This window comes from Neoroseomonas lacus (assembly GCF_014644535.1).
In the GTDB taxonomy this organism is placed as follows: domain Bacteria; phylum Pseudomonadota; class Alphaproteobacteria; order Acetobacterales; family Acetobacteraceae; genus Neoroseomonas; species Neoroseomonas lacus.
The window spans coordinates 221084-246631 of sequence record NZ_BMKW01000001.1 but is presented as its reverse complement, the minus strand read 5'-3'; the positions used below and the strand labels follow the sequence as shown (position 1 = coordinate 246631).

Below are 25548 nucleotides of genomic sequence, written 5' to 3'. Positions count from 1 at the left end.
GCCCAACCGCGTGAGCGACCCCAGCACCCCTGGCGACACCCCCTTCGACACGACCCCGATCGCGCTCGAGGAGGAGATGCGCCGCTCCTATCTCGACTACGCGATGAGCGTGATCGTCGCGCGCGCCCTGCCGGACGTGCGCGACGGGCTGAAGCCGGTGCATCGGCGCATCCTGTTCGCCATGCAGGAAGCCGGCTACACGTCGGACAAACCATACCGCAAATCGGCGCGCGTCGTCGGTGACGTCATGGGTAAGTATCACCCGCATGGCGACGCCTCGATCTACGACGCCATGGTGCGCATGGCGCAGCCTTTTTCGATGCGGGTGCCGCTGATCGACGGGCAGGGCAATTTCGGCTCGGTCGACGGCGATCCGCCGGCGGCGATGCGCTACACCGAGGCACGCCTCGCCCCCTCGGCGATGGCGCTGCTTGAAGGCATCGACGAGGACACCGTCGATTTCCAGGCCAATTACGACGAAAGCGCGCATGAGCCGCGCGTGCTGCCGGCCGCCTTCCCGAACCTGTTGGTGAACGGTGCGGGCGGCATCGCCGTTGGCATGGCGACCAACATCCCGCCGCACAACCCGACCGAGGTGATCGACGCGACGCTCGCGCTTGTGGCGGATAACTCGCTGACGCTCGATGATTTGATGAAGATCATCCCCGGGCCGGATTTCCCGACCGGCGGCATGATCCTCGGTCGCTCCGGCATCCGCGCGGCCTTCGAGACCGGGCGCGGCTCGATCCCGCTGCGCGCGCGGGCCGAGATCGAGGAGATGAAGGGCGGTCGCCACCTCATCGCCGTCACCGAGATCCCGTATCAGGTCAACAAGTCCACGCTGCTCGAGAAGATCGCCGAGCTGGTGCGCGCCAAGGCGATCGAGGGCATCACCGACCTGCGCGACGAATCCGACCGCTCCGGCATGCGCATCGTCATCGAGCTTAAGCGCGATGCGACACCCGAGGTGGTGCTGAACCAGCTCTATCGCATGACGCAGCTGCAGACCTCCTTCGCGGTGAACTTCCTTGCCCTCAACAATGGCCGCCCGCAGCAGATGGGGTTACGCGAGGCACTGCTCGCCTTCATCGCCTTCCGCGAGGATGTCATCCTGCGGCGGTCGCGCTACCGGCTGGCCAAGGCGCGCGAGCGTGGTCACCTGCTGATCGGCCTCGCCATTGCCGTCGCCAATATCGACGAAGTCATCCGCGTCATCCGCGCCAGCAGCGACGCCGCCACGGCGCGCGCCGCGCTGATGGAACGCGCTTGGCCCGCCGGCGACGTTGGCGTTCTGCTCGAACTGGTCGATGACTACCGCAACGTCATCACCCCGGAAGGCACCGTGCGCCTGACCGAGGAACAGGCGCGCGGCATCCTCGAATTGCGTCTGCAGCGCCTGACCGGGTTGGAACGCGAGAAGATCACCGGCGAGCTCGGCGAAGTCGGCGAACGCATCCGCGACCTGCTCGACATCCTCGGCTCGCGTCCGCGCCGCATGGAGGTGATGGACAACGAGCTGCGCGCGGTGCGGGAGAAGATCGCCTCCGCCCGCATGACGCAGATCGTCGACGGTTACTCGGATGTCGATGACGAAAGCCTGATCGAGCCCGGCACCATGGTGGTGACGCTGACGCGCGACGGCTACGTCAAGCGCACGCCGCTCGACACCTTCCGCGCCCAGGGACGCGGCGGGAAAGGGCGCACAGGCGCCGGCACGCGGGCGGATGACGTCATCATCCGCTCCTTTGTCGCGCATACGCATCAGTTTGTGCTGTTCTTCACCAGCCGCGGCATCGCCTTCCGCGAGAAGGTCTGGCAGCTGCCCGAAGGCGGCGCCACGGGCCGTGGCCGCTCGCTGCGCCAGGTGCTGGCCCTGCAGGAAGGCGAGAGCGTCACCGCGGTGCTGCCGTTGCCCCTCGATGAGGAGCTGTGGGACGGGCTGCACTTGGTCTTCGCGACCGTGCAGGGCAATGTCCGCCGCAACCGGCTGTCGGACTTCAAGAATGTCCGTTCCTCCGGCCTCATCGCCATGAAGCTGGACGAGGGCGACAGCCTGGTGGGTGTGGCCACCTGCCGCGAAGGGGATGACGTGCTGCTGGCCACGCGCTTGGGCAAGGCCATCCGCTTCCAGGCCGAACCGGACACGCTGCGGCTGTTCGCCGGGCGCGATTCGACTGGCGTGCGCGGCATCCGTCTCGCCGAGGGCGACAGCGTGATCGCGCTATCCGTGCTGCGCCACAGCGATGCATCGCCGGAAGATCGCGTGGCCTATCTCAAGGCCGCTGCCGCCCGTCGTCGCGCCGCCGGCGAGGAAGCCGATGCCGCGCCGATCGAGGAGAGCGAGGAGCCGGTCGCCGATGTCGCGCTCAGCCCCGAGCGGTTCGACGCCCTGGCCGAGGCCGAGGAACTGATCCTCGCGGTGACCGATGGCGGCTTCGGCAAGCGGACATCGTCGCATGAATACCGCGTGACCGGCCGCGGCGGGCAGGGCATCAACGGCATCACCTTCTCCGCCCGCACAGGGCGGGAGGTGGTCGCCACCTTCCCCGTCCATGCCGGCGACCACATCATGCTGGTCACCGATGGTGGGCAGCTTATCCGCCTCCAGGCCGATGCCGTGCGCATGACCGGCCGCCAGGCGATGGGCGTGACGCTAATGCGCCTGTCGGACGGGGAGCGCGTGATTTCCTGCTTCCCGGTCGCCGACGAAGGCGATGACGAGGAAACGGCAACCAACAATGACTGAGCGGATCGCCCTGTATCCGGGCACTTTCGACCCCGTCACCAACGGGCATCTCGACGTGATCGGCCGCGCTGCGCGGCTGGTCGACCGGCTGGTGGTCGGCGTCGCCATCAATATCGGCAAGGGCCCGCTCTTCGACCTCGAGGATCGCGTCGACCTGGTGCGGCTCGAAGTGGCACCGATCGCCGCGCGCACCGGCGCGGTCATCGAGGTGCGGCCCTTCCAGGGGCTTCTCGTGCATTATGCACGCGAGATCGGGGCACGAATGATCGTCCGCGGCCTGCGCGCGGTCTCCGATTTCGACTATGAATTCCAGATGGTCGGCATGAACCGCCGGCTGGACCAGGAGATCGAGACGGTCTTCCTGATGGCATCCGAGACCAACCAGTTCATCGCCTCCCGCCTCGTGAAGGAAATCGCGAAGCTGGGCGGCGACATTTCCGGCTTCGTGCCGAAGACGACGCTTGACCGCACCATGGCCAAGCTGCGCGCAACACAAGGCTGAAGGGAAACCCACACATGGACCGCAGGACGCTCATCGGAGGCACTGTTGCCGCGCTTGGCCTTGCCGCCTGCGCGCAGAACGCGCCGGCGCAAACCCCCGCGCCGGCCCCGGCCGCCGCACCCGACCCCGAGAACACGCTGATCCTCGAGATCCCGGGCGGTCGCGTGGTCATCCAGATGCTGCCCGACCTCGCACCGAACCACGTTGCGCGGATCAAGACGCTGACGCGCCAGGGCTTCTACGACAATACGCCGTTCCATCGCGTGATCCCGGGCTTCATGGCGCAGGGCGGCGACCCGACCGGCACCGGCACGGGCGGTTCGCGCCTGCCCGACCTCGCCGCGGAATTCAGCCCGGCCTCGCGCGCGCGCTTCGTCCGCGGCACCGTCGGCATGGCCCGTACGGCCAATCCGAACAGCGCGAACAGCCAGTTCTTCATCATGTTCGCGCCGAACCAGGGCCTCGATGGCCAATACACCATCTGGGGGCGCGTGATCTCCGGCATGGACGCCGTGGACAAGATCAAGCCCGGCGCGCCGGGTTCCGGCGCCGTGACCAATCCCGACCGCATCCGCACGGCGCGCATCGCCGCGGATGTCCGCTGACCTTATTGCCGAAAGCAGAATCCATGAGCGAGACCCCGGCCACCGACCTCGAGAACACGCTGATCCTCGAACTCGAGCACGGCACCGTGACGATTGCCTTGCGCCCAGACCTGGCGCCGAAGCATGTCGAGCAGATCAAGACCCTGGCGCGCCAGGGTTTCTACAACGACGTGCCCTTCCATCGCGTCATTGAGGGCTTCATGGCCCAGGGCGGCGACCCGACCGGCACTGGCACCGGCGGTTCCGAGCTGCCCGACATCGAGGCGGAGTTCAGCCAGCCCGGCGTAGCGCGTTTCCAGCGGGGTACCTGCGGCATGGCCCGCACGCAGAATCCGCACAGCGCGAATAGCCAGTTCTTCATCATGTTCGCCCCGGCACCGAGCCTCGATGGCCAGTATACCATTTGGGGCCAGGTGACGGCCGGCATGGAAGCGATCGACAAGATCAAGCGCGGCGCGGGCGGTTCGGGCATGGTGCAGGGCCCGGACAAGATCCGCAGCCTGAAGGTGGCGGCCGACGCCGCTTGAGACTATGTACCCGGCGCCACCAAGACCCGGCGCCGGGTCCGGCGTGCCCGTAGCTCAGCCGGTAGAGCAACGGACTTTTAATCTGTAGGTCGTGGGTTCGAGTCCCACCGGGCACACCAAACATTCCACCACGACATGGCCTCCCGGGTCTCGGCCTGGGCGTGTCGGTGCTGCCACGCGATTGGCGCTGGCGACCGTGCCCTGACGGGGCGTCAGCGGCGGTCAGCGACGTCGATCACCGTGCGGCGGTCGAGCGTGAAATGCCGGATGGTGCTGCCTGGCATGGCACCGATCTCGATCACGCCCGGCGCGCCGGCAACCGCGCGGATGTTGCGCGGCAGGGCGGCGGTCGGGCTGACCGTGATGCAGAGTGGCTCGGCAAATTGGAGGCGAATCCCGTCCGGCAGGACCGTCGCGCTGTAGCGTACCGGCTGCGACCAGCGCTGCACGAGGCGGCCGAAGCCTGGGTGGTTTCCCGTGGCGAGTTGCGGCGGCCTTCCGACACAATGGGCGACTGCCGGCACGGCGGGGGGTGGAGCTGCCGCCTGCTCGGTGGCGATGGTCGTCGGCGGGGACTGGCCGCCATCAAGGGTTCGGCGGCAGGCTGCGCCGGTTCGGGCGGCGCTTCGGCGGTGTTGGCGGGTGATGGACCTCGCGGCTCGTCGCCGACAAGCGGGGCGTTTTCGCTGTCCGTCGCCTCGGCGAGCGAGGTGACAGGCTCGGCGGGCAAGACCTGCGGCGGTGCCGCGTCACGCTCGGGCTCGGCCGCGACGATCGCGGACGTCGCGGTCGGCACCGCCTCGGCACGGATTGCGGGGGCCTCCAGGGATGCTTCGGCGGCAGCGCTGGGCCGCGGCACCTCGGCAGGCAGAGGGTCGGGGAGGGGTGCCGTGGCCGCCGCTCCTTCGGCGAGAACGATGGGCGGTTGCTCGGGCAATGGCGGCACGACCGGTCCGGCGGCCGTATCGACGCCCGCGAGGCCGGCATCGGCCGGCAGGGGTTCCACGGATGTCGCCGCGAGGAGGTCCGTGGCTTGCGGTCTGCCCGGGAGGGGCGATGCAGCCACATCGTCCTTCGCGATCCGAAGCAACTCGACGGATGCCGGTTCCGGCGGCAGGGCGGCGGCAATGACCGCGTGGCCCGGCCAGCCCCGCCAGTCGTTGTCGCGCCAGACGAACCCGGCCGAGGCCGCGACTGCCCCGGCAAGGAAGGCGAGTGCGGTTGAAGTCCGCGCGCTCCGCGATGCCGGCGGCGGCGGTACCGCGCCAGCCGGCGGCAACATCGTCTCGGGTTGACGCGGATCGAGCAGGGCGCCGGCCACGTCATCAATCGCGGCCGCCATCTCCCGCGCGGATTGGAATCGGCGGCTGATCGACTTCGCCAACGCCGTCTCCATCACCGTGTCGAAGGCGAGAGGAAGGTCGGGGTTGAGCAATGTCGGTGGCAGCGGATCGCGCGCCAGGACAGCCGAATAGACCGCCGGCACGCCACCGGCGAAGGGCGGCGTGCCGGTCAGCAATTCATAGAGCACGACGCCGGCGGACCAGAGGTCGGTGCGTTCGTCGCAGGCCTCGCCGCGGATCTGCTCGGGCGCCATGACCGAGGGCGTGCCAACGAATTCAAAATCCCCGGGCTTCTGCCCCGCCACCAGGCTGGCGATGCCGAAATCCGTCAGCCGCACCCGGCCATGGCCATCCCCTGCATCCATCGCCAGCATGATGTTGTATGGCTTCACGTCGCGATGGATGACGCCCCGCGCATGCGCCGCGTCCAGCGCGTCGAGCAATTCGCGGCCGATGCGTAAGGCTTCGCGCAGCGGCAGGCGCGCCGGTTCGCGCAGGGCGTCACGCAAGGTCTGGCCGATGACCAGTTCCATCGCGATCCAGGCTTCGTTCTCCGCTTCGCCGGCGTCATGGACGGCAACGATGCCCGGATGCTGCAGCCGCGCCGCCGCCCGCGCCTCGGTCAGGAAGCGGCGGCGGCGTTCGGCGCGCTCCTCCGCGGAACCACCACTGATCGGCAGGACCTTCAGCGCGACGAGGCGGCCGAGTTGCCGGTCGAAGGCCTCCAGCACATGGCCCTGTGAGCCCTGGCCGAGGCGATCGCGGATCTCGTAGCGGCCGGCGACCAGGGTGCCGATCGTCATCATGGGGGCACCCTCCTTCTATCGCCGGCAGTATCGACGGATAGGTTGAACCGGCCCCTAACGAAGCGTCAGTGATCGTCGATCGTCGCGGTCAGGCCGTGCCGGCCGTCGGGCAGGGTGGTCGGCTCCAACCTGTCCGCGTGGTGGCGCATCAGCACCATGGCGAGCCCCGAGACGAAGCCCGCGGCCTCAATGTCGGCATCCAGGTCCACCGCGGCGCCGGCGGCCATCGCCTCGCCCTGCCAGGCGAGGTCGATGTCGAGGTGCAGCTCATCGAAGCGGGCGCGCACCAGCACCGTCTGGCCGGGGTCGACCACCAGCGGCGCGGCATCGGCGAATTCCTCGAGCAGATGCGCGGCCTTGCCGACGACCTCGGCCCGCGCGCCGCAACTGCGCCCGGCCTCGTTGACGAAGTCCAACAGCGCCCCGGTGCCCTGCGCCGGGTCCCAGCTCCATTCCGCGTGGTGCGTGGCGCCGATGCGGAAGATCGCATTCAGGGCCAACGCCGCCGCCATGCCGAGCACCAGGCCCGAGCCGATGGTCATCAGCAGGTAGTCGGGCAACGCGGCATACATGCCGGGGATCTCGCTGTAGGACAGCGCGATCAGCAACGCGACGCCGATGGTCAACGTGCGCCTGGTGTCGAGCAGCCGCTGGGTGATGATCGTCATGCCCGACATCAGGATGTAGGAGGCGGCGTAGAGCAGCACCGCGCCGAGCACGCCGCGCGGCACCGCCATCACCAGCGACGCCGCCCCGGGCGTCAGGCCGAGCAGGATCCAGCCCAGCCCCGCCGCGGCGGCGACGCGGCGGGCGGTAATCCCGGTCGCGGCGGCGAGCCCGACGCTCGCTGAATAGCTGTTCATGCCGATCACGCCGATCGCGCCGGCGATGACGTTGGCGAGCCCATCGGCCATCATGCCGCCCTGGACGGTGCGGAAGTCGGTGCGCTTCCAGGCCGGGTCATTGGCGCGCTGGCTGGCCACCACGTCGCCCATCACGCGCACCGCCGCGGCGACCGCGCCGACCATGAAGCCCGGCAGATAGACCAGCGGCAGGTTCGGCGCGGCGAGCGGCCAGGATATCACCGTCAGGTGGATCTCCGGCGCGGCGCTGCCGGGAAGCAACCCGGCGAGCAGCAGCACGAGATGCGTCAGGCAGCCGGCCCCGAGACCGACCAGCACGGCGACGGTGCGCAGCCGCGCACCACCCCAGACGGCGACACCGAAGGTGACCAGCAAGGCGACGATCCCGGCCGGCAGGTCGCGCGTGCCGCCATTTCCGATCTCGTCGACGCCGAGCACCAGGCGCAGCGACAACAGCCCGAGGATGATGCCGAGCACGGTGACCACCAGCCCGACCACCTCGGCCGGCAGGAAGACGCGAATGCGCTGGATGACGCGCGACAGCACGATGGAGGTGAGCCCGGCGACCATGGTCAGCCCCGCCACCGCGCCCAGCCCGCCGACATGCGCGGCGGCGATCGCCGGCGGCAGGAAGATCGCGGTGTAGACCGAGGGCAGCAGGAAGCCTGAACCGATTCCCCGCCGCCCCCAGCATTGCAGCAGGGTGCCGATGCCCAGCGCGATCATCGCCAGGCTGACATAGTTCGCGGTGGTGCGTTCATCGGCGCCGGCGGCCTCGGCCACCAGCAGCGGGAAGACCAGGGTGACGGCGCCGAGGCCGATATGCTGGAAGGCCGCGGGCAGCAGCACGCGCAGCGGCGGCCGCGATTCCAGACCGTAGATGATTGCCATGGCGCCGTCGGCTCCCCTCGAACCGGAACCGTCTTACGGCCGATTTGTTCAACAAGACGTAAGGGTCGCCGGCCTAGGGTCCGATGCGGCGGGGGCATCGGCCTGCCTCACGCCACGATGCAACGGTTCGGGAATGGCTCGCGATGCGTGTTGCCCTCTGCGTGAAGCGCGACATTTTCGGCGTCATCGCCGCGCGCCGCTTTCTCGGCGAACTGGGCGATGCGGCGGAGGTCGACGTCTTCTGCAGCACCAAGGTCCGCCCGGCCGAGGACAGCGTGCCGGGCCTGCGCCTGCTGAGCGCGCTGGAGCGCGAATTCCCGATCGGCACGCTGCATCCGGCGACGATGGGCGAATGGGCGGGCGCGCCGGAATCGCTGCGCCCGGAATCCTGGCTGCCGCTGCCCGACCTGCGCCGCGACGGCGGCGCGCGATGCCTGCTCGACCGCTGCCCGGACATGGTGGTGTCGATGCGCTTCAGCCTGATCTTCCCCCAGCGCGTCATCGATGCGGTGCCGATGGGCATCCTCAATGTCCATCCCGGTCCGCTGCCGCGCTATCGCGGCCTGTTCGCGCCCTTCTGGCAGGCGGCGCTGGGTGAATCGCGCCTTGCATCGAGCCTGCACATCGTCGATGCCGGCATCGACACCGGCCCGCTGATCGCCGAGCACAGCGTGGCGCGCGACGATCAGCGCTGCCTGCTGTGGCACATCGCCGAGCTGTATCGCGGCGGTGCGACGCTCGCTGCCGCCGCGGTGCGCGCGGCGGCGGCCGGGCATCCGCCGCGCGGCCATGGGCAGCCCGCCGGCGGCCAGTATTTCCGCATGCCCGACGCGACCGCCTTCGATGCGTTCGAACGCGGCGCCATGCCGCTGGTCTCGGCGGTCGACTATCTCGGGCTGCTGGCGGAAGCGCTGCTGCCACCAACCCTGTGCAGCGCCGTCCCGGCATGACGGGGTCGTCCTTCGCCACCCGCATCGGCCTGCTGCTGACGGCGCTGACCGTACTCGCCTGCACCTTGGTCACCGCGCTCAACTACCTGAAGTTCGAGCGTCTACTCCTGATCCAGCATCAGCGCATGTTCACCACCATCGGCGCCGACCTCGTCGATACCTTCGAACGCGGGATGAATATCGGTGTGCGGCTGGCCGACGTGCCGGGGGCGCAGTCGCTACTCGACCGTGCCTTCGGGCGCGATGTGGACCTGCAACGCATTACCGTGGCCGATGCCGGCGGGCGCGTGCTGTTCGACACCGAACGCGTGCGCATCGGCGATGCCGCCGCCCCTGCGCTGCTGCCGGCGGGCACCACGCGGCGCCTCGCGCGGTTCGGCGGGCTCGACTGGATCGGCATGCCCGTCGTCAACAGCTTCGGCCAGCGGGAAGGCAGCCTGCTGCTCGGCTATGGCCGGGCGGGCATTGCCGACCGGCTGACGGCGGTCGCGCTCGCCATGGCCGGGCCCGGATTAACCGCGTTGGCGATCGGCCTGCCGCTCGCCTGGCTCGCCATCTTCCTGGTGGCACGGCCGACGCGCGCGCTCTTCGCGCAATTGGCCGGGCTGCTCGCAGGCGGCGGTGCACCCGCGACGGAGGAGGCGATGCTGCAAGGCCTGCGGGAGGCCATCCATCGCCACGGCGCAACGCTGGACGATGCCGAGCGCCAGCTTGAAGCCATCGCCGCCCGCGCCCCGGAACGCAACGCATGATCAGCACCGAGCACATCGTCCGCCGCCTGGTGCGCAACCTGTCCATCATCGCGGCGCTGGTGCTGCTGGGCACGGTGGTCGCGGTCTCCTTCGCGGCTCTCGGCGCCTTCGACCGCGAAGTGCGCCCGGCGATCGAGCGCGAGGCGGCGGTGATCGGCGTCGTGGTCGCCAACCCACTCGAGCGCGCGCTCGGCCTCGGCATTCCCTTCGACGAGTTGGTCGGTACGAGCGAATACCTGGCGGACATGGCGGCGAGCCAGCCGGCGGTCGCCTATCTGGTGCTGACCGACCTGGCGGGCCAGCCGCGCGCCACCGCCGGGCCGGCCGCCGCCAGCTTCGAGCCCTTGGTGCCGCCGGCGGTGCTGCCCGGCGATGGGATGCTGCGCCGCGCCTTGCCCGGCATCTACGAGACGGCGGTGGCCGTCGCAGCCCCGGGCGGTCGGCCGCAGGGCTGGTTGCTGGTCGGCGTCAGCCGCGCCGCGGTCGATGGCGTCATCGAGGATACAAGCTGGGACCTCGTGATCGTGCTGCTGGTCGCGGTGATGCTGGCGATGGAACTGCTGCGCTTCGTCATCGACCGCACGGTGATCGGGCCGCTCTCGATGATCGAGCGCATGGCGCGCCGGCTCAGTGCCGGCGATTGCACCGCGCAGGCCGTTACCGGCGCGACGGATGAGGCCGGCGCCGTGGCGCGCGCGGTGAACGCGCTGGTGCGGCGGCTTGGTGACCGCTGGGCCTATCTCGAATGGCTGGCGGCGGAGGCAGCTTCGGCGGGTGGCCGGGCGGCAAGGGAGGCTGCCGCGGTGCTCGACGGCCTGCACGACCGGCTGCGCTTTCGCGACGGCGGCGCGGTCCCGGAACCGCTGGCGGGCAGTGCGAGCGCGGCAAGGCTGCCGCTCTTCCTCTTCGTCGTCGCCGAGCAGCTTTCCACCTCCTTCATCCCGCTGCTCGGTCGGGATCTGGCGCGCGGCGCACCGCCCTTCCTTTCGCCCGACCTGCTGGCAGCGCTGCCGATCTCCGCCTTCGTCGCCGCCGTGGCGCTGGCCACGCCCTATGGCGGGCGGCTCACGGCGCGGCGCGGGCCGCGTGGGGCGATCCTGATCGGTGGCGGCCTCGCGGCGCTCGGCTATCTGGGCGCGGCGCTCGCCACGGAGTTGCTGCCCTTCGCCGCCGCGCGCGTGCTGTGTGGCATCGGCTATGCGGTGCTGACCATCGCCTGCCAGGCGCAGATGGCGCTCGCCGCGCGGCAGGGACGGCTGGCGCGCTCGCTGGGCGGTTTCACCGGCGCGGTAATGAGCGGCGCGGTCTGCGGCACCGCGATCGGCGCGGTGATCGCCGACCGGCTCGGCTATGCGGCGACATTCGTGGCCTCGGTGGCGCTGGTGGTCGTGGTGATGCTGGTGGCGCTGCGGGCTATCCCGCGCGGCCTCGCCGAGGCGGGGGCGGCCGCCGAGAGCGTGCTCGCTGGCGCGCGTGCCGCCTTCGGCAATGCGCGTTTCACGGCGCTGCTGCTGCTCGCCGCGGTGCCGGCGAAGGTGGTGCTGGCCGGCGTGATCTTCTACCTCGCGCCGCTCGCGCTGCGCGACCTGGGTGAGAGTCAGGCGGCGATCGGGCGCAACGTCATGCTGTACGGGCTGTGCATGCTGCCGGCCATCACGCTGGGCGGTTGGCTGGCCGACCGCGTGCGCATCGGTGGCGGGCTGATCTGGGGTGGTGCGCTGCTGAATGGCGCGGCGCTGCTGATGATCCCCATCCTGCCGGAGGCCGTGGCGCTGCCCATCGCCATCGCGGTGACCGGTGCGGCGCAGGGCCTCGCCTCGGCGCCGATGCTCGCGGCCGCGGCGGCGACGGGCAGCGGGTCGACGCCATTGCTGCTCTCCTTCCTGCGGCTGGGCGAGCGCATCGGCAGCGTGATCGGGCCTTTCGCCGCCGCATGGCTGTTGACGCGCGGCGATACCGTCTGGGCGATGGGCGTGCTCGGCGCGGTGACGGCGCTGGCAGGCCTGGCCTACGCCGTGGTGCAGCAGGCCGGCCGACGCGCGGCCGCCATGGGGAGTGCGCCGTGATGCGTCGTCGTCCGCTCGTCGCCGCCGCCGCGCTTGGGCTCGTTGCGCCGGCTGTCGCGCGCGCCCAGCGCCGCCCGCGTATCCTGATGATGCTGTTCCGCGGCTGGGAGGAAGCCTGCGACGGCTTCCGCGATTACTTCGCCGCACGCCGGCTCGATGTCGAATTGGTGGTGAGTAACGCCGAGGAGGACCTCTCCCGCGTGCCGGCCATGGTGCGGCAGGCGCAGGCGATGCGGCCGGACCTCGTTTACCTGTGGGGCACGACGCTGACCATGGCGGCGCTCGGGCCGTGGGATGCGCATGACCCGGCGCGGCATCTGAACGGCATGCCTGTCGTCTTCAACATCGTTACCGACCCGGTGCGCAATCGCGTCGTGCGCAGCCGCGCCGCGCCGGGCCGGCCGGTGACCGGCACCGAATACATCGCCCCGGTCGCGGTGCAGCTGCGCGCGATGGAATCCTATCGGCCCTTCCAACGCGCCGCTGCGCTGTTCAACCCGCGCGAGCGCAACTCGATTGTGACGCTGGAGGAGATGGCCGAACAGCTCGCCACGCGCGGTGCCGTGCTGCACAGCCTCCCGGTGCCGCTGGCCGATGGCCGCCCGCAACCCGACGCCATTCCGGGGCTGGTGACCGCGGCGCGCGAGGCCGGCGCGGAATGGCTCTACATCCCGCCCGACACCTTCCTCAACGAACATCGCGCCGTGCTGACCGCCGCCGCCCTGCAGGAGGGCCTGCCGAGCTTCGCCGCGTCGGAGCGTTTCGTCGCCTTCGCCGATGGGCTGGCCGGGCTGGTCAGCCGCTACTACAGCGTCGGCGCCTTCACCGGCTTCAAGGCGGAGCAGATCCTGTTCGGCGGCGTGTCGCCGGCGGCGATCCCGGTCGAGACGCTGTCACGCTTCTCCTATCTCGTGCGCATGGAAACGGCGCGGCGGCTGCGCGCCTATCCGCCGGTCGAACTCCTGCGCATCGCCGAGGCGGTCTAGACGCATCATGCTGCTCCGCACCCGCATCATCGCGCTCGCCGCCGCCATTGTCCCGATCGTCGCCGCGGCCGTCGCCGTCCCGGCCTGGCTGCTGTTGCAGGAACGCGACGGGCGCGTCGGCGAGCTCACCGTCGCGCGCCAGGTCGCCGTCGTTTCGCGCGAGATGCTGCGCGCCGCGCGGCCGCTGACCGAGGCGGTAGAGCGCATCGCCACCGATGCCGCCTTGGCGCAGGAACTCGAGCGGGGCGACATCCCCGCCGCCCGGGCGCGGCTGGAGGTGTTGCGCGAGGGTGCGGCGCCTATCGAGCGCATCGAAGTGATCGCGCGCGGTGGCCGCGTGTTGCTCGCCCAGCCCGCCGAACATGCCGTCGAAGGCATGATCGACACCGCCGCGGTGCTGCGCGAATACCAGCCCGGCACGGGGGACAGCGGTATCGAGCCGATACCCGATGGCGGTGGGCTGCATCTGGTGGCCTTCGCGCGCGGGCAGGGGCCACAGGTGGTCGCCGCCGGGGCCGCCTTCGCGCCGACGCTGGAGGTGATCGGTGCCGCGCTGGGGGGGCAGGCGCTGGTCGCCGACCTCGCCGGCCGTCCATTGCTGCCGCAGGGGGCGAGCGCCTGGCACAGCATCGAGGCGGCCGGCGCGCGCGATGCCGCCATGCCGGTCAGCTTCCGCCATGACGGCCGCTGGATGCAGATCGTGCCCACCATGCTGATGGGCAGCAGCGGCGTGCCGGTGGCGCGGCTCTTCGTGCTGCAGGATGTGTCGCAATCGGCGCAGCGGTATGAGGTGGTGCTGTTGGTCGCCGGCCTGGTGCTGGTGGTGGTGATCCTGACCGCCGGCATCCTGCTGTACCGCATGCTGCGTGCGGCGCTGGAGCCGCTGACCGACCTCGCCGGGGTGCTGCGCGCCATCGCCGGCGGTGACCGGCTGGCCAGCGCATCGGTCGATGAACGCGACGACGAGATCGGCCAGATCGCCCGTGCCCTCGGCGTGCTGCGCAGCAGCGGCCTCGCGCTCGACCGGATGGAGACGCGCGACCGCCTGGCCCGCCGCCGTCACCTCGCGCTGATCGGCGGTGAACTGACGCGCCTCGCGGAGGTGTTCGAAGCCTCGGAACGCGCGGCGGTGACGGCGGTGCTGCGCCGCCTCGAACAGGGCGAGGGGCAGGGCGGCGCCGGCCTCGCCGAGGCGTTCCAGAGCATGGTCGAGAGCGTGCTGAACCGCCATACCAAGCTCGAGGCCCTGCTGACCGAGCGCACGCGCGACCTCGACACAGTGCGCCAGGCGCTGGACCAGCGCGTGCTGCTCGAACGCATGGTGCAGGAGCTTCAAGTCGCGCGCCGGCTGCAACTGGAAAGCCTGCCCTCGGTCTTCCCCGTTTCCTCGTCCTTCGAGATGCACGCGGCGATGTGGCCGGCCAAGGAAGTGGGCGGCGACTTCTACGACGTGATGCGGCTGCCCGATGGCGGTCTCGCCGTGATGGTGGGCGATGCTTCCGGCAAGGGCGTCGCCGCGGCGATCTTCGTCGCCATGACGCGTAGCCTGTTGCGCGCGGCGATGTCGCGCGGGGCGAGCCCGGCCGAGGCGCTGTTCCAGGCCAATTCGGCGCTCGCCGCCGACAACCCGACGATGATGTTCGCCACCGCCTTCGTCGCCATCCTCGATCCTGAGAGCGGCCATCTGCGCTACGCCAATGCGGGTCACAACCCGCCGCGCGTGGTCGGCGCCTCCGCCTGCCAGCGCGCGCTGGGCGGGGCGGATGGCATCGCGCTCGGCGTCGTCGAGGATTTCATTTTCGACGACCGCGAGACGCGGCTCACGCCGGGCGAGACGCTGGTGCTGTTCACCGATGGCGTCACCGAGGCCGACCGTGCCGATGGCAGCCTGTTCGGCGACGACCGCCTGACAGCCGCGCTGATCGCCGCTGCGGGATCGGACCCCGCCCAGCTGGTCGGCCACATCGCCGCGGTGGTGAACGACTTCGCCGAAGGCTGCCCGCAGGCCGACGACATCACACTGCTCTGCCTCGCCTATGCCGGCGAGGTGGTGGCCGTCGCAGGCGATTAGCGCAGGCCGCGTTCACAAGCATGCGCACAGCCTGCCCCGGGCATTGTTTGGCTAACATCCTCACGCGTTCGGATGATTCCACCGAACGCGACCTCATCCGGAAGGGACCATCGCGATGGACATCTATACCCAGGCGACCGACGGCGTTGTGCTGCATCGGCTGAAGGGCCGGCTCGACAACAACGCGACCGTCAAGGCGGAGGGTGCGATCCTCGGCAGCTTCGCCGGGCCGGCGCCGCGCGTCATCCTCGATATGCGCGATGTTGCCTATGTTTCCTCGGCCGGCTTGCGCGTCGTGCTGATGGCGGCGAAGCGGGCCAAGGCCTCGGATGGCCGGCTCGCGCTGTTCGGGCTGCCGGCGGCGGTGCAGGAGGTGTTCGACATCTCCGGCTTCTCGAAGGTGCTGTCGATCGGCGCCGATGAGGAAGACGCCCGCCGCCTCATCGGCGCCTGAGGCGCCCGGCGTGACCAGTGACGAGACAGCGACGCGCAGGCTCGACTTCGCCTGTGCGCGGGACGATGCCGCCATCGCCGCCGTGCTGGCACGGCTTGAGGAGGCGCTGGCCGATGCCGGCTGCACGCCCGGCGCCTGCGCCGCCTTCCTCGTGGTTGCCGAGGAGATGGTGACGAATGTGGCGCGCTATGCCTGGCCTGCCGGAGCGGTGCCGGGCATTTTCACCGTCTCGACCGTGGTCACCCGGCGTGACGATGGCGTCGAGGTGGAACTCGCGACCGAGGATGACGGCATCCCCTTCGACCCGACCGCCCGGCCGGTGCCCGATACGGATGCGTCGGTCGAGGAACGCACGGTGGGTGGACTGGGTATTCACCTGGTCATGCAGATGACCGAGTGGCAGCGCTACAGCCGTGACGACGGGCGCAACCGCTTTGCCGTGCTGTGGCGCCGCGCCGCGCCGCCGAGCTGACCCGGCGGCACGCGTTCTTCAGCGCGCGCGCGAGACTGTGCGCGTGCGCGGGTCGAGCAGGAAGGCCGAGGCCATCAGCCCCGGGATCTGTGGCGACAGCGTGGTGGCGATAGCCGGCCGGTCCGCCGCATTGGGCGCGATGCCGAGGCGGCTCTGGGCGATCCAGTGACGATAGATCAGCGCCACGTTGTTCCGCGGATCGACTTCCAGCGCGCGCTGGAAGGCGGCGTCTGCGTCGTCAGTTTTGCCGGTGGCCCAGCTGATCAAGCCGCGCTGCACTTCCACATAGGCGGGGAAGACCGGGATGATCTGTCGCATCGGGATCTGCGCGGCGCGGTTCAGTTCCCGTTCAGCCAGCAGCAGGTCGCCCTCCAGGATGCCGATGAAGGACCCGTTCAGCGCATAGAAGGAACGTGCCGTGGGCAGCGCACCATCGATGGCTTCGGCCCGGCGGATTTCGTCGCGCGCTCCGTCCACATCGCCATGCAGCAGGGCGAGGACGGAAACGAGACTGTGCAGCGCCGAGCGTTCGACATCGGAATCCACCCCCCAGTCGCGTTGCAGCAGGCGCTCGGCATGGGCACGGACCCGCCCCACATCGAGATTGGGGTCCTGCAGCACGTCGCGCAGCTGCGCGAGGGTCACCCGAAAGGGCGCGATCTCGGCGAAGGTGGTGATCGCCGCCTGGCGGATCAGCGCCACCGCGTCGCCATCGGGCCGTTCGAAGGAGAGCCGCTGCAACGGATGGCCTTCCTGCGCCACGATGGCTTCCATCACCAGCCCGTTGCCGCGCTGGATGATCGTCGCGGAGACGCGGATCGGCTCAAGCCCGAACAGGTCCTGCAGGGCGACGGTCAGGTCGGTGAGCTTGAGCGGTTCGGCCAGCGCGCCGATCACGGTGCGGCGGGAGGAAACGCGCGGCACAGGCACCGGTACGCCCGACGGGATGGCAGCGATGCGGGAGAGTTCGGTGACGAAAATCTCCTCGGCCGATTGGCGGGTGAGGCCGGATTGCTGCACCGTGGGCGGCAGGCCGATGCCCACTGCCATGGTGTTGGCGCTGATCACCGCATCGCCGGCGATCAGGCCGAAGACGATGGCGGACAGTAGGCCGATGGTCGCAAGTTCCATGCTGACGAGCTCCTGGTCGATCTCGCCCATACCGTCCGCCAGTCGCGTTAAATCCGGATTGATTTTCCCGGCTGCTCGATCGGCTTCGGCAAAGATCCTTGCGCCTGCCGCATCGTCACAGCGCCGCGGCGTAAGCGATTTCTCCATCCTGTTGGTGTCTTCTGGGGCGGATCGTCGCATCCATGGCCCTGCGCGGCTTCCCGCGGCGCCCCGGGTCCTGTCGCGGCGTGGTCGTCGGACCAGATGAGCGGAGACGGACCTTGTCGATAGCCTATGATGCCGAGACGAATGCCGGTCAGCCCCCTGTCGGCCCCGCGCCGGCGCCGTGGCGCAGTCGCGCGTTGCGCGCGGCCGGGGCGGTCAGCCTCGGCTTCGTCGCGGGCTATGGCGTCGCCCTGATGCGGCCGGCCGCGGTGCCCGCCACGGCCACGCCGCTGGCGCTCGCCGCCTACGCCGTCTCCGAGGCGAACCTGGCCAGGTTGGCGGCGGACATGGCCCTCGAAATGCAACGCCTGGCGGATGCCGAGCGCGACTATGTCCGCTTCCGCGGCAGCCGGCAGGAAGCGGATTCACTCATGCGCGCCGGCCTCGCCTTGAGCGAGGGGCTGCGCGCCGGCGGCTCCTATGCGGTACCGCTCGCCGCGTTGCGCGGGCTGGATGCCGGCGAGGATGCGATCGCGCCACTATCGGCCGCATTGCTGCGCGATGTCGATGGCGTGCCGGACCGGGCGGGTCTGTCGGCGCAGCTCGATGCCATCGCTGCCAGCGTGCTGGCCCTCGGCGAGGAGGAACCGCAACGCTGGACCACCCGGATGGCGCAGCGGATAGTCGCGCTGGTCCGCAGCGACAGCCGCGTCGCGATCCAGGCACGACGGAGCGAGATCTTCGCGACCGCCCGCGACGCCGCCGCCCGCGGTTTGCTGGAAGAAGCCATGGCGGCGCTCGCGCCGCTCGATGCCGATGCCGCGGCCGCGTTGTCGGGCTGGGTCGAGGCAAGCCGCCAGCGCATCGCGCTGGATCGGATGGCCGACCGCGTCGCAGCGGTGCTGGCTGCCTATGCCTATCGGTAGCACCGGTCGTCTGGCCTCGCCGGCATCCCGAAAATCGTGCTGCGGCGCAAGGTAATTGGCGCGAGGCCCACTCCATTCACGACGCATAAACCACTGCGCGGCGATAACGGGCCTACCGGAATCACCCTGCCAAGAATGGCGGGCAACGCTCCAGGTCGGCGCAGCATGAAGCAAATCAGCAACCTGATCCCGCAACAGCCTCCCGGTCCGGGCAGCAGCCTGGCCCTGGCGCCCGGCGCGCCCCGGCGTCTCGTGCCCCTGGTGGCCCGATGCCGCGGGGGCAGCGCCCTGGCCGGCATATTGCTCGCCGGCCTGGTCGTCATGCCGCTGAGCGGGCAGGGGCAGTCCCTCACGCCGGAGGGCGGCGCCACCGCTGTCGCCGATAGCCGCCCACGACCCGTGACCCTGGATGCCCGCGTCCGGCGCCTGGAGGAAGGTCTCGGCACGCTCGACGAACGGCTGAACCGCGCCACTGAGGCGCGCGCGGCCATGGGTGGCATCCAGGCGGACCGCCTCGCGCTAGCATTGCTGCATCTCGAGACGGTGGTCAGCACCGGGCGGCCCTGGGCGCGTGAATGGCAACTGATCCTGTCGCTGGATGGCCCGGCCCTGATGCCGCAACTCTACCTTGAAGTGCTGGGCAGCCATGCCGCGCGGGGCCTGCCCTCGGCGCGCGATCTGGCCGAGCGCTTCGAATTGCTGGCGCCGGCGATCGCCGCACGCGCCGGCTCCGAAAAGGACTTCCTGCAACGCGCGATGAATGCGGTCCGGTCCACGCTGTCTGGTGTCGGCCTTGTCGCGCCGGTCGAGCCGGGTCTGGTCGATACCGCGTTTGCCAGCATTCGCGAGCATCTGCGGCGGGGTGAATTGGCCGGCGCGCTGGCGGAGGTCGCGACCCTCGATGACGAACAGCAGACGCTTCTCGCCGGGTGGCTGGCCCAGATGCGCGCCAGGGTCGCCGTGGAACAATCGCTGCAGGATGCCATCCTGGGTCTGCTTGCCGGTACAGGGCGGCAGGGGTGACGCGCATGACCCGGAAGACCGACCTCCTGCGCCGCCTGGGCGCATTGTTCGGTGCAGCGGCGCTGAGCCTCGTCGCGCTGCCGAGCGGCGCGCTGGCCCAGGCCAGGCCGACCATCCTGCGCGACCGGCTGACCATCGTCGCGGCTGCGAATGCGGAGCGCGTCGCCGCCCTGGTGACTCAGGGATTCCTGGAGCGCTACCCCGAGGCGGCGGCGCCCGTGATCCAGGCGCTGCCGACCTCGCGTGCCGTTGCGTTGTTCTGCGCGGGAGTCGGCGTGGCGATGGCCGACATGCTGGTGACGTCCCGTCGCATGTCCTCCTCGGCGCGCGAGCTTTGCGGCGCCAATGGTGTCGAGGAAGCGGTCGAGTTGCGTCTCGGCCTTGGGGCGGTGGTGCTCGCGGTGCGCCGCGGCGACCCGCAACCCACCCTGACCACCCGTCAGGTCTATGAGGCGCTGGCCGCCGAGACCGCCGGGGAGCGCGGCTTCGACGCGAACCGGGCCATCGTCTGGTCGCAGCTCACCATCGGGCTGCCGAATGAGCAGATACGCTTCATCTTGCCTGCGATTGGCAGCGGCCTGCGCGAGTTGTTCGAGGATACGGTGCTGGAATCCGGCTGCCGTCCTGTCCGCCAGATCCGCATGATCTTCGAGGCCGGTTTCCGCCGCGAAAAATGCATCACGCTGCGCGTCGACGGCCGTGTGACGGAATTGCCCGCGAGCGAGATCACGGCGCGGCTCGTCGCCAGCCCGCGCGGGACCATTGCCGTGACCTCCTTTGACGACGTGACGCGCAGCGGCGGCAATCTCGTCGCCCTGCCGCTCGACGATGTGTCGCCGACGCGCAATTCAATCGCCTCGGGCGAATACGAGCCGACACGCACGATCTATCTCTACGCCAAGCGTCAGCATGCCCGCACGCGTGGCGGCGTCGGCGTGGTGCGCGGCATTGCCGAGTTCCTGGACGAGGCGACCAGCGAGGCATCGGTGGGCCCGACGGGCTATCTCGGTCAGGCCGGCCTGGTGCCGTTGCCGACCGCCGATCGCTTGGCGCAGCGGATCGCCGCCGAACGCATGACCGTGATCCAAACGAGATGAGCCCCCCGGACTCGGAGCGACAACAATGAGCCTGCGTGCCCCCGCCAGCCTGATTCTGATCGCCGCGCTCTGGAGCGCCGCGATCCCCGCCGCGACCGCCCGGCCCGGCGGCGAGCAGGCGGAACATGGCTCGGTCGTGACCTTGCCGCTGCAGGACCTACCCTCGGGCGACACGGTGTTCGAACGCATCGGGCGGATGTTCGATGGCTTCCTCGGCATCTTCTCGTCGGGCCAGGCTTCGGCGAGTCCGGCGCGGCTCGGTGCCGAGACCCTTCGAAGCCAGATTCAGCAGCGCGATGACTTCGTCGCGCTGATGGAAACGGCGGGCTACGGCTTGCGCGAGATCGAAACCTCTATCGGCCTGATCCCCGGATCCCGCATGACCTTCGGCCAGGCGCGCGAGCTGACCGATGCCGATCGGGACTACATTGAACGTCAGCTTGAACGCCATGCGCAGCGTCAGGGCGGGCCGCTGTCGCGTGTACAGCGCGCGATCGTCGGCGCCGTGGTCGCCGCTTCCGAGATCGGCGACCTCTCGGTCGAGCGAGTCGAGATCGATCTCTTCCCGCTGCCGCAGATCAAGATGGCACTGGTGCCGCGGGATGCGCCGATGTCGCTCGAAGCGGGCCGGCTGATTCGCTCGATCGATCGGCTGGGCGAGCAACTGCAGGCACCCCGCGCGCTGCATGGCGAGACCGAGTTGCAGATGCGCCGGCAGGACCCGCCGCTGCGCTCCGTCGGCATGCAGGTAATGCACTGAACCGAGCGGGCGTGGCGCGTCCGCGACACAGAACGCCTCCAAAACAGAGGATCGACGATGGCGATGACGGAAAATCCCGATGCGGCGCGCTTCGGCGAATTGGTAAGGCTGCACACGCAAGGCAGCCGCTTTCTCGACCGGGAGGAGGAACGCCGCCTCCTCGAGGAGGGCGTGACCCGCTACCGTCTCCGGCTGGATGAGGCGCGCGGCATGATCCGCGCGGCCGCTGCCGAGGAGGACATGTCGCTCGAGCATGAGGTGAATGCCTCTGCCGCGCAGCTCCTGAAAACCCTCGCCGACCGGCATGGCCGGGTCACGCGCAAGGATTTCGACAAGGCCGCCGCCTTCTACCGCGCAAGGGCGGGGCGCAACGTCGCGCCCGCCGATGCCCAGCGCCGCGTCAAGCGGCTGATGGAGGAGGCCGACCTCAAGCCGGCGCGCAGCGGCCGCATCCTGCGCACGCGGCGCTGGTATCGCCAGATCGGCGAATGACGCCGGCCCAAGGGCCACGCAATCCCGATCCGGAGAAACCATCATGGACTTCCTGATGGCACAGGACATCGCGGCGATGCCGATCGTGTTCGGCGTGATCGTGACCATCGGCGTGCCCGTGCTGATCGCAATGTCGGTCGGCGCGGTGATGTTCGCCGTCTTCACGCCGCAGGAACTCGCGGCAAGCAGCGGTATCGGCTCGGTCAAGTTCAGCTTCGTCGTCGAGGTCTATGCCGTCGTCGCCGCCCTCACGCTGGTCGGTGCCTGGGACATCTATACGACATCGCGCGACACCCTGCAGAAGGAAAGCGGCGCGCTCTACATGCTCGCCCACGCCGTCGATACCTACAACGGCGCCGAACAGACCGGCGCGCGCCAGGCCATGCGCGGGGCGATCCGCGACTATGCCGAAGCCGTCGTGGCGTATGACTGGCCGCGCCTGCGCCAGGGCGCCGGCATCGGTTCCGGCAGTTCCGACGCCGCCTTCACCCGCCTGTCGCGCGTCTTCTTCGACACTGAGCCGGTGACCCAGGCGCAGCAGGCCCTGGCACAGAACACGGTGCAATGGGTCGCACAGGTCGCCGAGGCACGCATCGACCGGCTGTCCGTGGGCACGCGGACCATTTCGCTGCTGATCTGGATGCTGATCCTGAGCGTCTCGGTCTCGGTACTGGTGTTCCAGTGGTTCATCGGCAGCGGAGGCCTCGGCGTCCACTACGGCATGGGGGCGGTGATCGCGATCATCGTGGGCCTGGTGCTGCTCGTCTCACTCAAGCTCGCCTTTCCCTTCGTGGGCGATGATCCGCTGCTCTCGCCGCGGCCCTTCATCATGCTGATGGATATCCGCTAATGCGCGGCGGAGCGGCGACCATGGCGCCACCGCTGCAATGCGACCAGCAGCAGCAGGAAGATCCAGAAGCTGAGATGCGCCGCCACCCAGGCAGCGAGATGCACGCCATAGCCGAGCAACAGAGTGATCCAGCCGGCCAGGCTGAAGAAGGCGAGCAGGGCGCGCACCCGGCTCCAGCCGCGCCAGAAGCGCAGCGCGGCGAAGCAGCCGAACAGGATGCTCGCCACGGCCGTCCAGGCGGCCATGATCACCGGCGCGCCGGACTCGCCACGCAGTCCGCCCCAGAAGGTCCGCAGCGCCGCGGCCTGCGGCAGCGCATAGGAGGTGAGGAATTCCTTCAAGTCGATCGCCCACGGCGAATCCTCGGCGAAGATCCGGCGTGGCGCGAAGGCGTCCAGATTCGGCGAACAAATGAGCAGCACCGCGCCGCAGATCAGCCCCGCCATCAGCGCCGAGACGTGGAAGATCGGCACCGCCTCGGCATCAGCGGGGGCGAGCAGGTTGAACTGTGCGGCGCCGAGCCGCATCGCACCGAGCGCGATCAGCAGGGCCAACAGCATCGCCGCGGCATCAAGGGCAAACGCAATCGTCGTCTCGGACACCCTGGCCGCTCTCACTCCTACTCGTGTGGTTTTTTAGCACGCATTGCCGGGCTTGGCGTCATCGCTGTCGCATTCTTATCGGTTGCCGCCCAGGCGGAAGTGCCGTCGGGTGGCGAGCGCGTGCGCGCCGTCGCCTTGGTGCTGCCCGATGGACGCTGCCTGCTGCGCGCCGTCAGTGCGGAAACGCTCGCAGGGGCGCGCGTCGGCTTCGCCCGCGCGGCCGAGGACAGCGCCGCCCTGATGGGCCGTATCGCCAATGACGCCGCGGCGGCCCGATTCGCCACTGCGCGCGAAGGTGTGCCGGCCTTCAGCGGCTGGGCCTTCGACTGGGTGCAGTCCTACATCAATTCCTTCCGCATGCTGGGCGCCATGCTGCGCGGCGTCGCCGACAGCGCGGCGGGCGGCGACATCGTCGAAGCGGAGGACCTGGTCCAGCGCATGGCAGAGCCGATGCGTCGCGCCTTTCATCAGCGTCTGCTGGCGCCAGCGGGCATGGCGGACGGCCTCGCCGCCGATGCCGCCAATGCCGCGAGCCTGGTCGAGCTGTTCTGGCGGCGCGGGCTGCTGGACGCAGTGCGCCCGATCATCGACGCGGCACCCGTCACTGCCGCGCCCGCGCCGCCGCGCCTTGACCTTGCCGTCTCGATCAACGGCCTGGCTTCCGAGGTCACCGCCGGCGTCACGGGGTTGGGGCCCGGTGCGGGGCCGGAGCCCGGCTCGGATCCGACATCGGTCTTCGTGCATTCCATGCGCCCGATGGCCGCCAGGCTGAGCGCCGTTGCCGTCCGCGCCAGCGAGGCCGGGTCGCTGCTGGCAGCCGGCGGTGCCGCCGGCTTCGCCATCGGCGGCGCGCCGGGGCTGGTCATCGGGACGGCCAGCGGCGTCGGGCTCTATTGGGCGATCGACTGGGGGTTCAACCGCGTCGATGCCGCGCTGAACCGCACTGATTTCGAAGCCCGGGCGATGCAGGCGATCGGCCGTGCCGAGGCCGCCTATGTCGCCGTGCTGGACGATGCCACGCGCCGCGCCATCGCGGCGCGTCGCCCTGAGATCACCGCCGGCCTGGCCGGCTGCCCATCGGCCAGCGGAGGGCGGTGAGTATGCATTTCGACTGGAAGGCGGCCCTGGCGCGGGTCCTGTTCAGCCTTTTCGTCGTCTTTGCCGTCTATAACCCGAGCGGCCGCTCCTATTGGCATTGGCTGTGGGATGGCCACGGGCATTTCTGGCCCAAGCTGACCGTCGGTCTGCTGCTGCTGCTCGTCCATGCCGCCATCCTCGGCACCCTGTTCGGGGCCTTCGGCAAGAAGGGCGTGGCGATGGTGACGACCGCCGTGCTCTGCAGCTGGATCACGCTCACCCGGCTGACCGACCTCGACACCTTCAGCCTCGAAGGCCTCGCGATCATGCCGCTGGGAGTCGTGAGCCTAGTCTATGCCGCCGGCCTGTGCTGGTCGCTGCTGCATCACCGCCTGGCCGGCATCACTCATGTCGAGATCCTGAAATGACCGTTGCTCGGAATGCGCGGCCGCCCTCGGTCGCCGATACCTTCGTCGTCTCCTGCATCGACCCGCGTTTCGTCGAGGAGCCCTCGGCCTTGTTGCAGATGCTCGGCCGCACCGGGCGGTACAGCGAACTGCGTATCGGCGGCGCCGCGTTGGCCGCGGTGGACGAGACGCGGCCCGCCTGGGGCACCGCGCTGTGGGAAAACCTCGCCGCGTCGCGTCAATTGCATGGCGTTCGGCGGGTGACCTTCCTCAATCACCGTGATTGCGGCGCGGTGAATGCCTGGGCGGGGCGCAAGCTCTCCGCCGACCCGGCGGACGAGTTGCGGGTGCATACGGACTTGCTGAATCGCGCCGCGGCCGAGGTGCGCCGCCGCCACCCCGACATGGAGGTCGAGATCAAGCTCATGGAGCTTGATGGTGCGGTGCAGTCGCTGCCCTGCCTGCATTGCGCGCCGCAGGGGTTGCGCGCTGAGGTGGTCATGCCGCCCACGCCGGAGCCGTCGCCGAACCGCAAGCCTGAGGCCTTCGCCGAACTCGTGCGCCTGCGCAGCGCCCCGGGTGCGCAGCCTGATGCGGCGCAGGAACGCGAATTGCTCGCCACCGGCATTCGCGAATATGGGCTGACGGCCGATGAGGCGCGACGCATCCGTGGCGAAGTCGGCGCGCCGAGCGGCGCCGTGGCCGAGCGCGACATCTCGGTCTTCCTGGCTTCACGCGCCGATGCACGGGGGCGCGTCGGGCGCGCGGATGTGAGCGAGGCCGGGCGGCTGTATCGCCGGCTGTCCGGCGGCACGCTACGCGAACAGGACGCGAAGGCCCGCGCCGCGCGTATTGCCTCGACCGCCGGCCTGGAGCCGAGGGCCGAGGGGTTCTGGCCGTTCCGTTCCGAGCGCTGGTTCCGGCGCCTGACGGCGGTGCCGGCCTGACGCGCCTGCCTTGAGCACATCCCGATCAGGTGGAACCATCTGATCGGGCGGAGATGCT

Annotated in this window: 24 protein-coding genes and 1 tRNA gene; 21 read left to right on the top strand and 4 right to left on the bottom strand. The window is 70.0% G+C overall.

The genetic code is table 11. The features are described 5' to 3' along the window. Positions 1-76 precede the first annotated feature (76 nt). From gyrA to IEY36_RS01165, 5 genes are all read left to right on the top strand, one after another. Positions 77-2746, top strand: a complete 2670-nt coding sequence (gyrA, locus tag IEY36_RS01185; RefSeq protein WP_188965487.1) for a DNA gyrase subunit A — start codon at positions 77-79, stop codon at positions 2744-2746. Continuing rightward, positions 2739-3248, top strand: coding sequence for a pantetheine-phosphate adenylyltransferase (coaD, locus tag IEY36_RS01180; RefSeq protein ID WP_188965084.1), 510 nt, complete (start codon positions 2739-2741; stop codon positions 3246-3248). Before gyrA ends, coaD begins: the two co-directional genes overlap by 8 nt. A 14-nt stretch (positions 3249-3262) precedes the next feature. Next, on the top strand, positions 3263-3853 hold the full coding sequence (locus IEY36_RS01175) for a peptidylprolyl isomerase (protein ID WP_188965083.1): 591 nt from the start codon (positions 3263-3265) through the stop codon (positions 3851-3853). Between the two features lie 23 nt (positions 3854-3876). Then, on the top strand, positions 3877-4380 hold the full coding sequence (locus IEY36_RS01170; RefSeq protein ID WP_188965082.1) for a peptidylprolyl isomerase: 504 nt from the start codon (positions 3877-3879) through the stop codon (positions 4378-4380). A gap of 43 nt (positions 4381-4423) precedes the next feature. Continuing rightward, a tRNA-Lys gene (locus IEY36_RS01165) sits at positions 4424-4499 on the top strand. Positions 4500-4678: 179 nt separating this feature from the next. Here IEY36_RS01165 and IEY36_RS01160 read toward each other — a convergent pair. Continuing rightward, the gene (locus IEY36_RS01160; protein WP_188965081.1) at positions 4679-6529 is read right to left on the bottom strand and encodes a serine/threonine-protein kinase; all 1851 of its coding nucleotides are present in this window, start codon (positions 6527-6529) and stop codon (positions 4679-4681) included. 65 nt (positions 6530-6594) lie between these two features. Beyond that, positions 6595-8283, bottom strand: coding sequence for a solute carrier family 23 protein (locus tag IEY36_RS01155; protein ID WP_188965080.1), 1689 nt, complete (start codon positions 8281-8283; stop codon positions 6595-6597). 143 nt (positions 8284-8426) lie between these two features. Between IEY36_RS01155 and IEY36_RS01150 the strand changes: the two genes are divergently transcribed. The 7 genes from IEY36_RS01150 to IEY36_RS01120 all read left to right on the top strand — a co-directional run bounded on the left by IEY36_RS01150 (position 8427) and on the right by IEY36_RS01120 (position 16034). After that, entirely contained in the window at positions 8427-9233 is an 807-nt protein-coding gene (locus tag IEY36_RS01150; RefSeq protein ID WP_188965079.1) for a formyltransferase family protein, read from the top strand. Then, positions 9230-9985 carry a hypothetical protein gene (locus tag IEY36_RS01145; protein WP_188965078.1) on the top strand — a complete coding sequence of 252 codons (756 nt, stop codon included), beginning with the start codon at positions 9230-9232 and terminating at the stop codon, positions 9983-9985. Before IEY36_RS01150 ends, IEY36_RS01145 begins: the two co-directional genes overlap by 4 nt. Further along, positions 9982-12051: an MFS transporter gene (locus IEY36_RS01140; RefSeq protein WP_188965077.1), complete on the top strand. Its 2070-nt coding sequence runs from the start codon at positions 9982-9984 to the stop codon at positions 12049-12051. The genes IEY36_RS01145 and IEY36_RS01140 overlap by 4 nt, the downstream gene beginning before the upstream one ends. Further along, positions 12051-13037, top strand: a complete 987-nt coding sequence (locus IEY36_RS01135) for an ABC transporter substrate-binding protein (RefSeq protein WP_188965076.1) — start codon at positions 12051-12053, stop codon at positions 13035-13037. The genes IEY36_RS01140 and IEY36_RS01135 overlap by 1 nt, the downstream gene beginning before the upstream one ends. Positions 13038-13044: 7 nt before the next feature. After that, positions 13045-15108, top strand: a complete 2064-nt coding sequence (locus tag IEY36_RS01130) for a PP2C family protein-serine/threonine phosphatase (RefSeq protein WP_188965075.1) — start codon at positions 13045-13047, stop codon at positions 15106-15108. Between the two features lie 115 nt (positions 15109-15223). After that, a complete protein-coding gene (locus IEY36_RS01125) occupies positions 15224-15562 on the top strand; it encodes an STAS domain-containing protein (protein WP_188965074.1) in 339 nt (112 codons plus the stop codon). A 10-nt stretch (positions 15563-15572) separates the two neighbouring features. Then, positions 15573-16034, top strand: a complete 462-nt coding sequence (locus IEY36_RS01120) for an ATP-binding protein (protein ID WP_188965073.1) — start codon at positions 15573-15575, stop codon at positions 16032-16034. Between the two features lie 18 nt (positions 16035-16052). Here IEY36_RS01120 and IEY36_RS01115 read toward each other — a convergent pair whose 3' ends face one another. Further along, the gene (locus IEY36_RS01115; RefSeq protein WP_188965072.1) at positions 16053-17165 is read right to left on the bottom strand and encodes a tetratricopeptide repeat protein; all 1113 of its coding nucleotides are present in this window, start codon (positions 17163-17165) and stop codon (positions 16053-16055) included. 260 nt (positions 17166-17425) lie between these two features. Here IEY36_RS01115 and IEY36_RS01110 point away from each other — a divergent pair, with 260 nt between their 5' ends. Genes IEY36_RS01110 through IEY36_RS01085 form a run of 6 tightly spaced genes read left to right on the top strand, consistent with a single transcriptional unit; the run spans position 17426 to position 22457 of the window. After that, entirely contained in the window at positions 17426-18235 is an 810-nt protein-coding gene (locus tag IEY36_RS01110) for a hypothetical protein (RefSeq protein WP_188965071.1), read from the top strand. Positions 18236-18271: 36 nt separating this feature from the next. Continuing rightward, complete coding sequence (locus IEY36_RS01105) at positions 18272-19258, top strand: COG4223 family protein (protein WP_188965070.1); 987 nt, start codon at positions 18272-18274, stop codon at positions 19256-19258. 5 nt (positions 19259-19263) lie between these two features. Further along, entirely contained in the window at positions 19264-20355 is a 1092-nt protein-coding gene (locus IEY36_RS01100; protein ID WP_188965069.1) for a PstS family phosphate ABC transporter substrate-binding protein, read from the top strand. Between the two features lie 25 nt (positions 20356-20380). Then, on the top strand, positions 20381-21115 hold the full coding sequence (locus IEY36_RS01095) for a hypothetical protein (protein WP_188965068.1): 735 nt from the start codon (positions 20381-20383) through the stop codon (positions 21113-21115). A gap of 57 nt (positions 21116-21172) precedes the next feature. Beyond that, complete coding sequence (locus IEY36_RS01090) at positions 21173-21607, top strand: hypothetical protein (protein WP_188965067.1); 435 nt, start codon at positions 21173-21175, stop codon at positions 21605-21607. Positions 21608-21650: 43 nt separating this feature from the next. Then, on the top strand, positions 21651-22457 hold the full coding sequence (locus tag IEY36_RS01085; protein WP_188965066.1) for a bestrophin-like domain: 807 nt from the start codon (positions 21651-21653) through the stop codon (positions 22455-22457). Here IEY36_RS01085 and IEY36_RS01080 read toward each other — a convergent pair. Beyond that, positions 22454-23059 carry a hypothetical protein gene (locus IEY36_RS01080; RefSeq protein WP_188965065.1) on the bottom strand — a complete coding sequence of 202 codons (606 nt, stop codon included), beginning with the start codon at positions 23057-23059 and terminating at the stop codon, positions 22454-22456. The two genes, IEY36_RS01085 and IEY36_RS01080, sit on opposite strands and share 4 nt — an antisense overlap. Before the next feature lie 120 nt (positions 23060-23179). Between IEY36_RS01080 and IEY36_RS01075 the strand changes: the two genes are divergently transcribed. From IEY36_RS01075 to IEY36_RS01065, 3 genes are read left to right on the top strand one after another with little or no spacing between them, the layout of a single operon-like run. Further along, positions 23180-24157, top strand: a complete 978-nt coding sequence (locus IEY36_RS01075) for a hypothetical protein (protein WP_188965064.1) — start codon at positions 23180-23182, stop codon at positions 24155-24157. Between the two features lie 2 nt (positions 24158-24159). Further along, complete coding sequence (locus IEY36_RS01070; protein WP_188965063.1) at positions 24160-24564, top strand: DUF6524 family protein; 405 nt, start codon at positions 24160-24162, stop codon at positions 24562-24564. After that, positions 24561-25490: a hypothetical protein gene (locus IEY36_RS01065; RefSeq protein ID WP_188965062.1), complete on the top strand. Its 930-nt coding sequence runs from the start codon at positions 24561-24563 to the stop codon at positions 25488-25490. Before IEY36_RS01070 ends, IEY36_RS01065 begins: the two co-directional genes overlap by 4 nt. The last annotated feature ends 58 nt before the right edge of the window (positions 25491-25548 follow it).

Coding starts and splice junctions, on each gene's coding strand:
- IEY36_RS01115 (WP_188965072.1), bottom strand. CDS start 17,165: ATGGAACTTGCGACCATCGGCCTACTGTCCGCCATCGTCTTCGGCCTG.
- IEY36_RS01175 (WP_188965083.1), top strand. CDS start 3,263: ATGGACCGCAGGACGCTCATCGGAGGCACTGTTGCCGCGCTTGGCCTT.
- IEY36_RS01140 (WP_188965077.1), top strand. CDS start 9,982: ATGATCAGCACCGAGCACATCGTCCGCCGCCTGGTGCGCAACCTGTCC.
- IEY36_RS01170 (WP_188965082.1), top strand. CDS start 3,877: ATGAGCGAGACCCCGGCCACCGACCTCGAGAACACGCTGATCCTCGAA.
- coaD (WP_188965084.1), top strand. CDS start 2,739: ATGACTGAGCGGATCGCCCTGTATCCGGGCACTTTCGACCCCGTCACC.
- IEY36_RS01070 (WP_188965063.1), top strand. CDS start 24,160: ATGCATTTCGACTGGAAGGCGGCCCTGGCGCGGGTCCTGTTCAGCCTT.
- IEY36_RS01160 (WP_188965081.1), bottom strand. CDS start 6,529: ATGATGACGATCGGCACCCTGGTCGCCGGCCGCTACGAGATCCGCGAT.
- IEY36_RS01100 (WP_188965069.1), top strand. CDS start 19,264: ATGACCCGGAAGACCGACCTCCTGCGCCGCCTGGGCGCATTGTTCGGT.
- IEY36_RS01145 (WP_188965078.1), top strand. CDS start 9,230: ATGACGGGGTCGTCCTTCGCCACCCGCATCGGCCTGCTGCTGACGGCG.
- IEY36_RS01090 (WP_188965067.1), top strand. CDS start 21,173: ATGGCGATGACGGAAAATCCCGATGCGGCGCGCTTCGGCGAATTGGTA.
- IEY36_RS01135 (WP_188965076.1), top strand. CDS start 12,051: ATGCGTCGTCGTCCGCTCGTCGCCGCCGCCGCGCTTGGGCTCGTTGCG.
- IEY36_RS01130 (WP_188965075.1), top strand. CDS start 13,045: ATGCTGCTCCGCACCCGCATCATCGCGCTCGCCGCCGCCATTGTCCCG.
- IEY36_RS01155 (WP_188965080.1), bottom strand. CDS start 8,283: ATGGCAATCATCTACGGTCTGGAATCGCGGCCGCCGCTGCGCGTGCTG.
- IEY36_RS01095 (WP_188965068.1), top strand. CDS start 20,381: ATGAGCCTGCGTGCCCCCGCCAGCCTGATTCTGATCGCCGCGCTCTGG.
- gyrA (WP_188965487.1), top strand. CDS start 77: ATGCGCCGCTCCTATCTCGACTACGCGATGAGCGTGATCGTCGCGCGC.
- IEY36_RS01150 (WP_188965079.1), top strand. CDS start 8,427: ATGCGTGTTGCCCTCTGCGTGAAGCGCGACATTTTCGGCGTCATCGCC.
- IEY36_RS01125 (WP_188965074.1), top strand. CDS start 15,224: ATGGACATCTATACCCAGGCGACCGACGGCGTTGTGCTGCATCGGCTG.
- IEY36_RS01085 (WP_188965066.1), top strand. CDS start 21,651: ATGGACTTCCTGATGGCACAGGACATCGCGGCGATGCCGATCGTGTTC.
- IEY36_RS01065 (WP_188965062.1), top strand. CDS start 24,561: ATGACCGTTGCTCGGAATGCGCGGCCGCCCTCGGTCGCCGATACCTTC.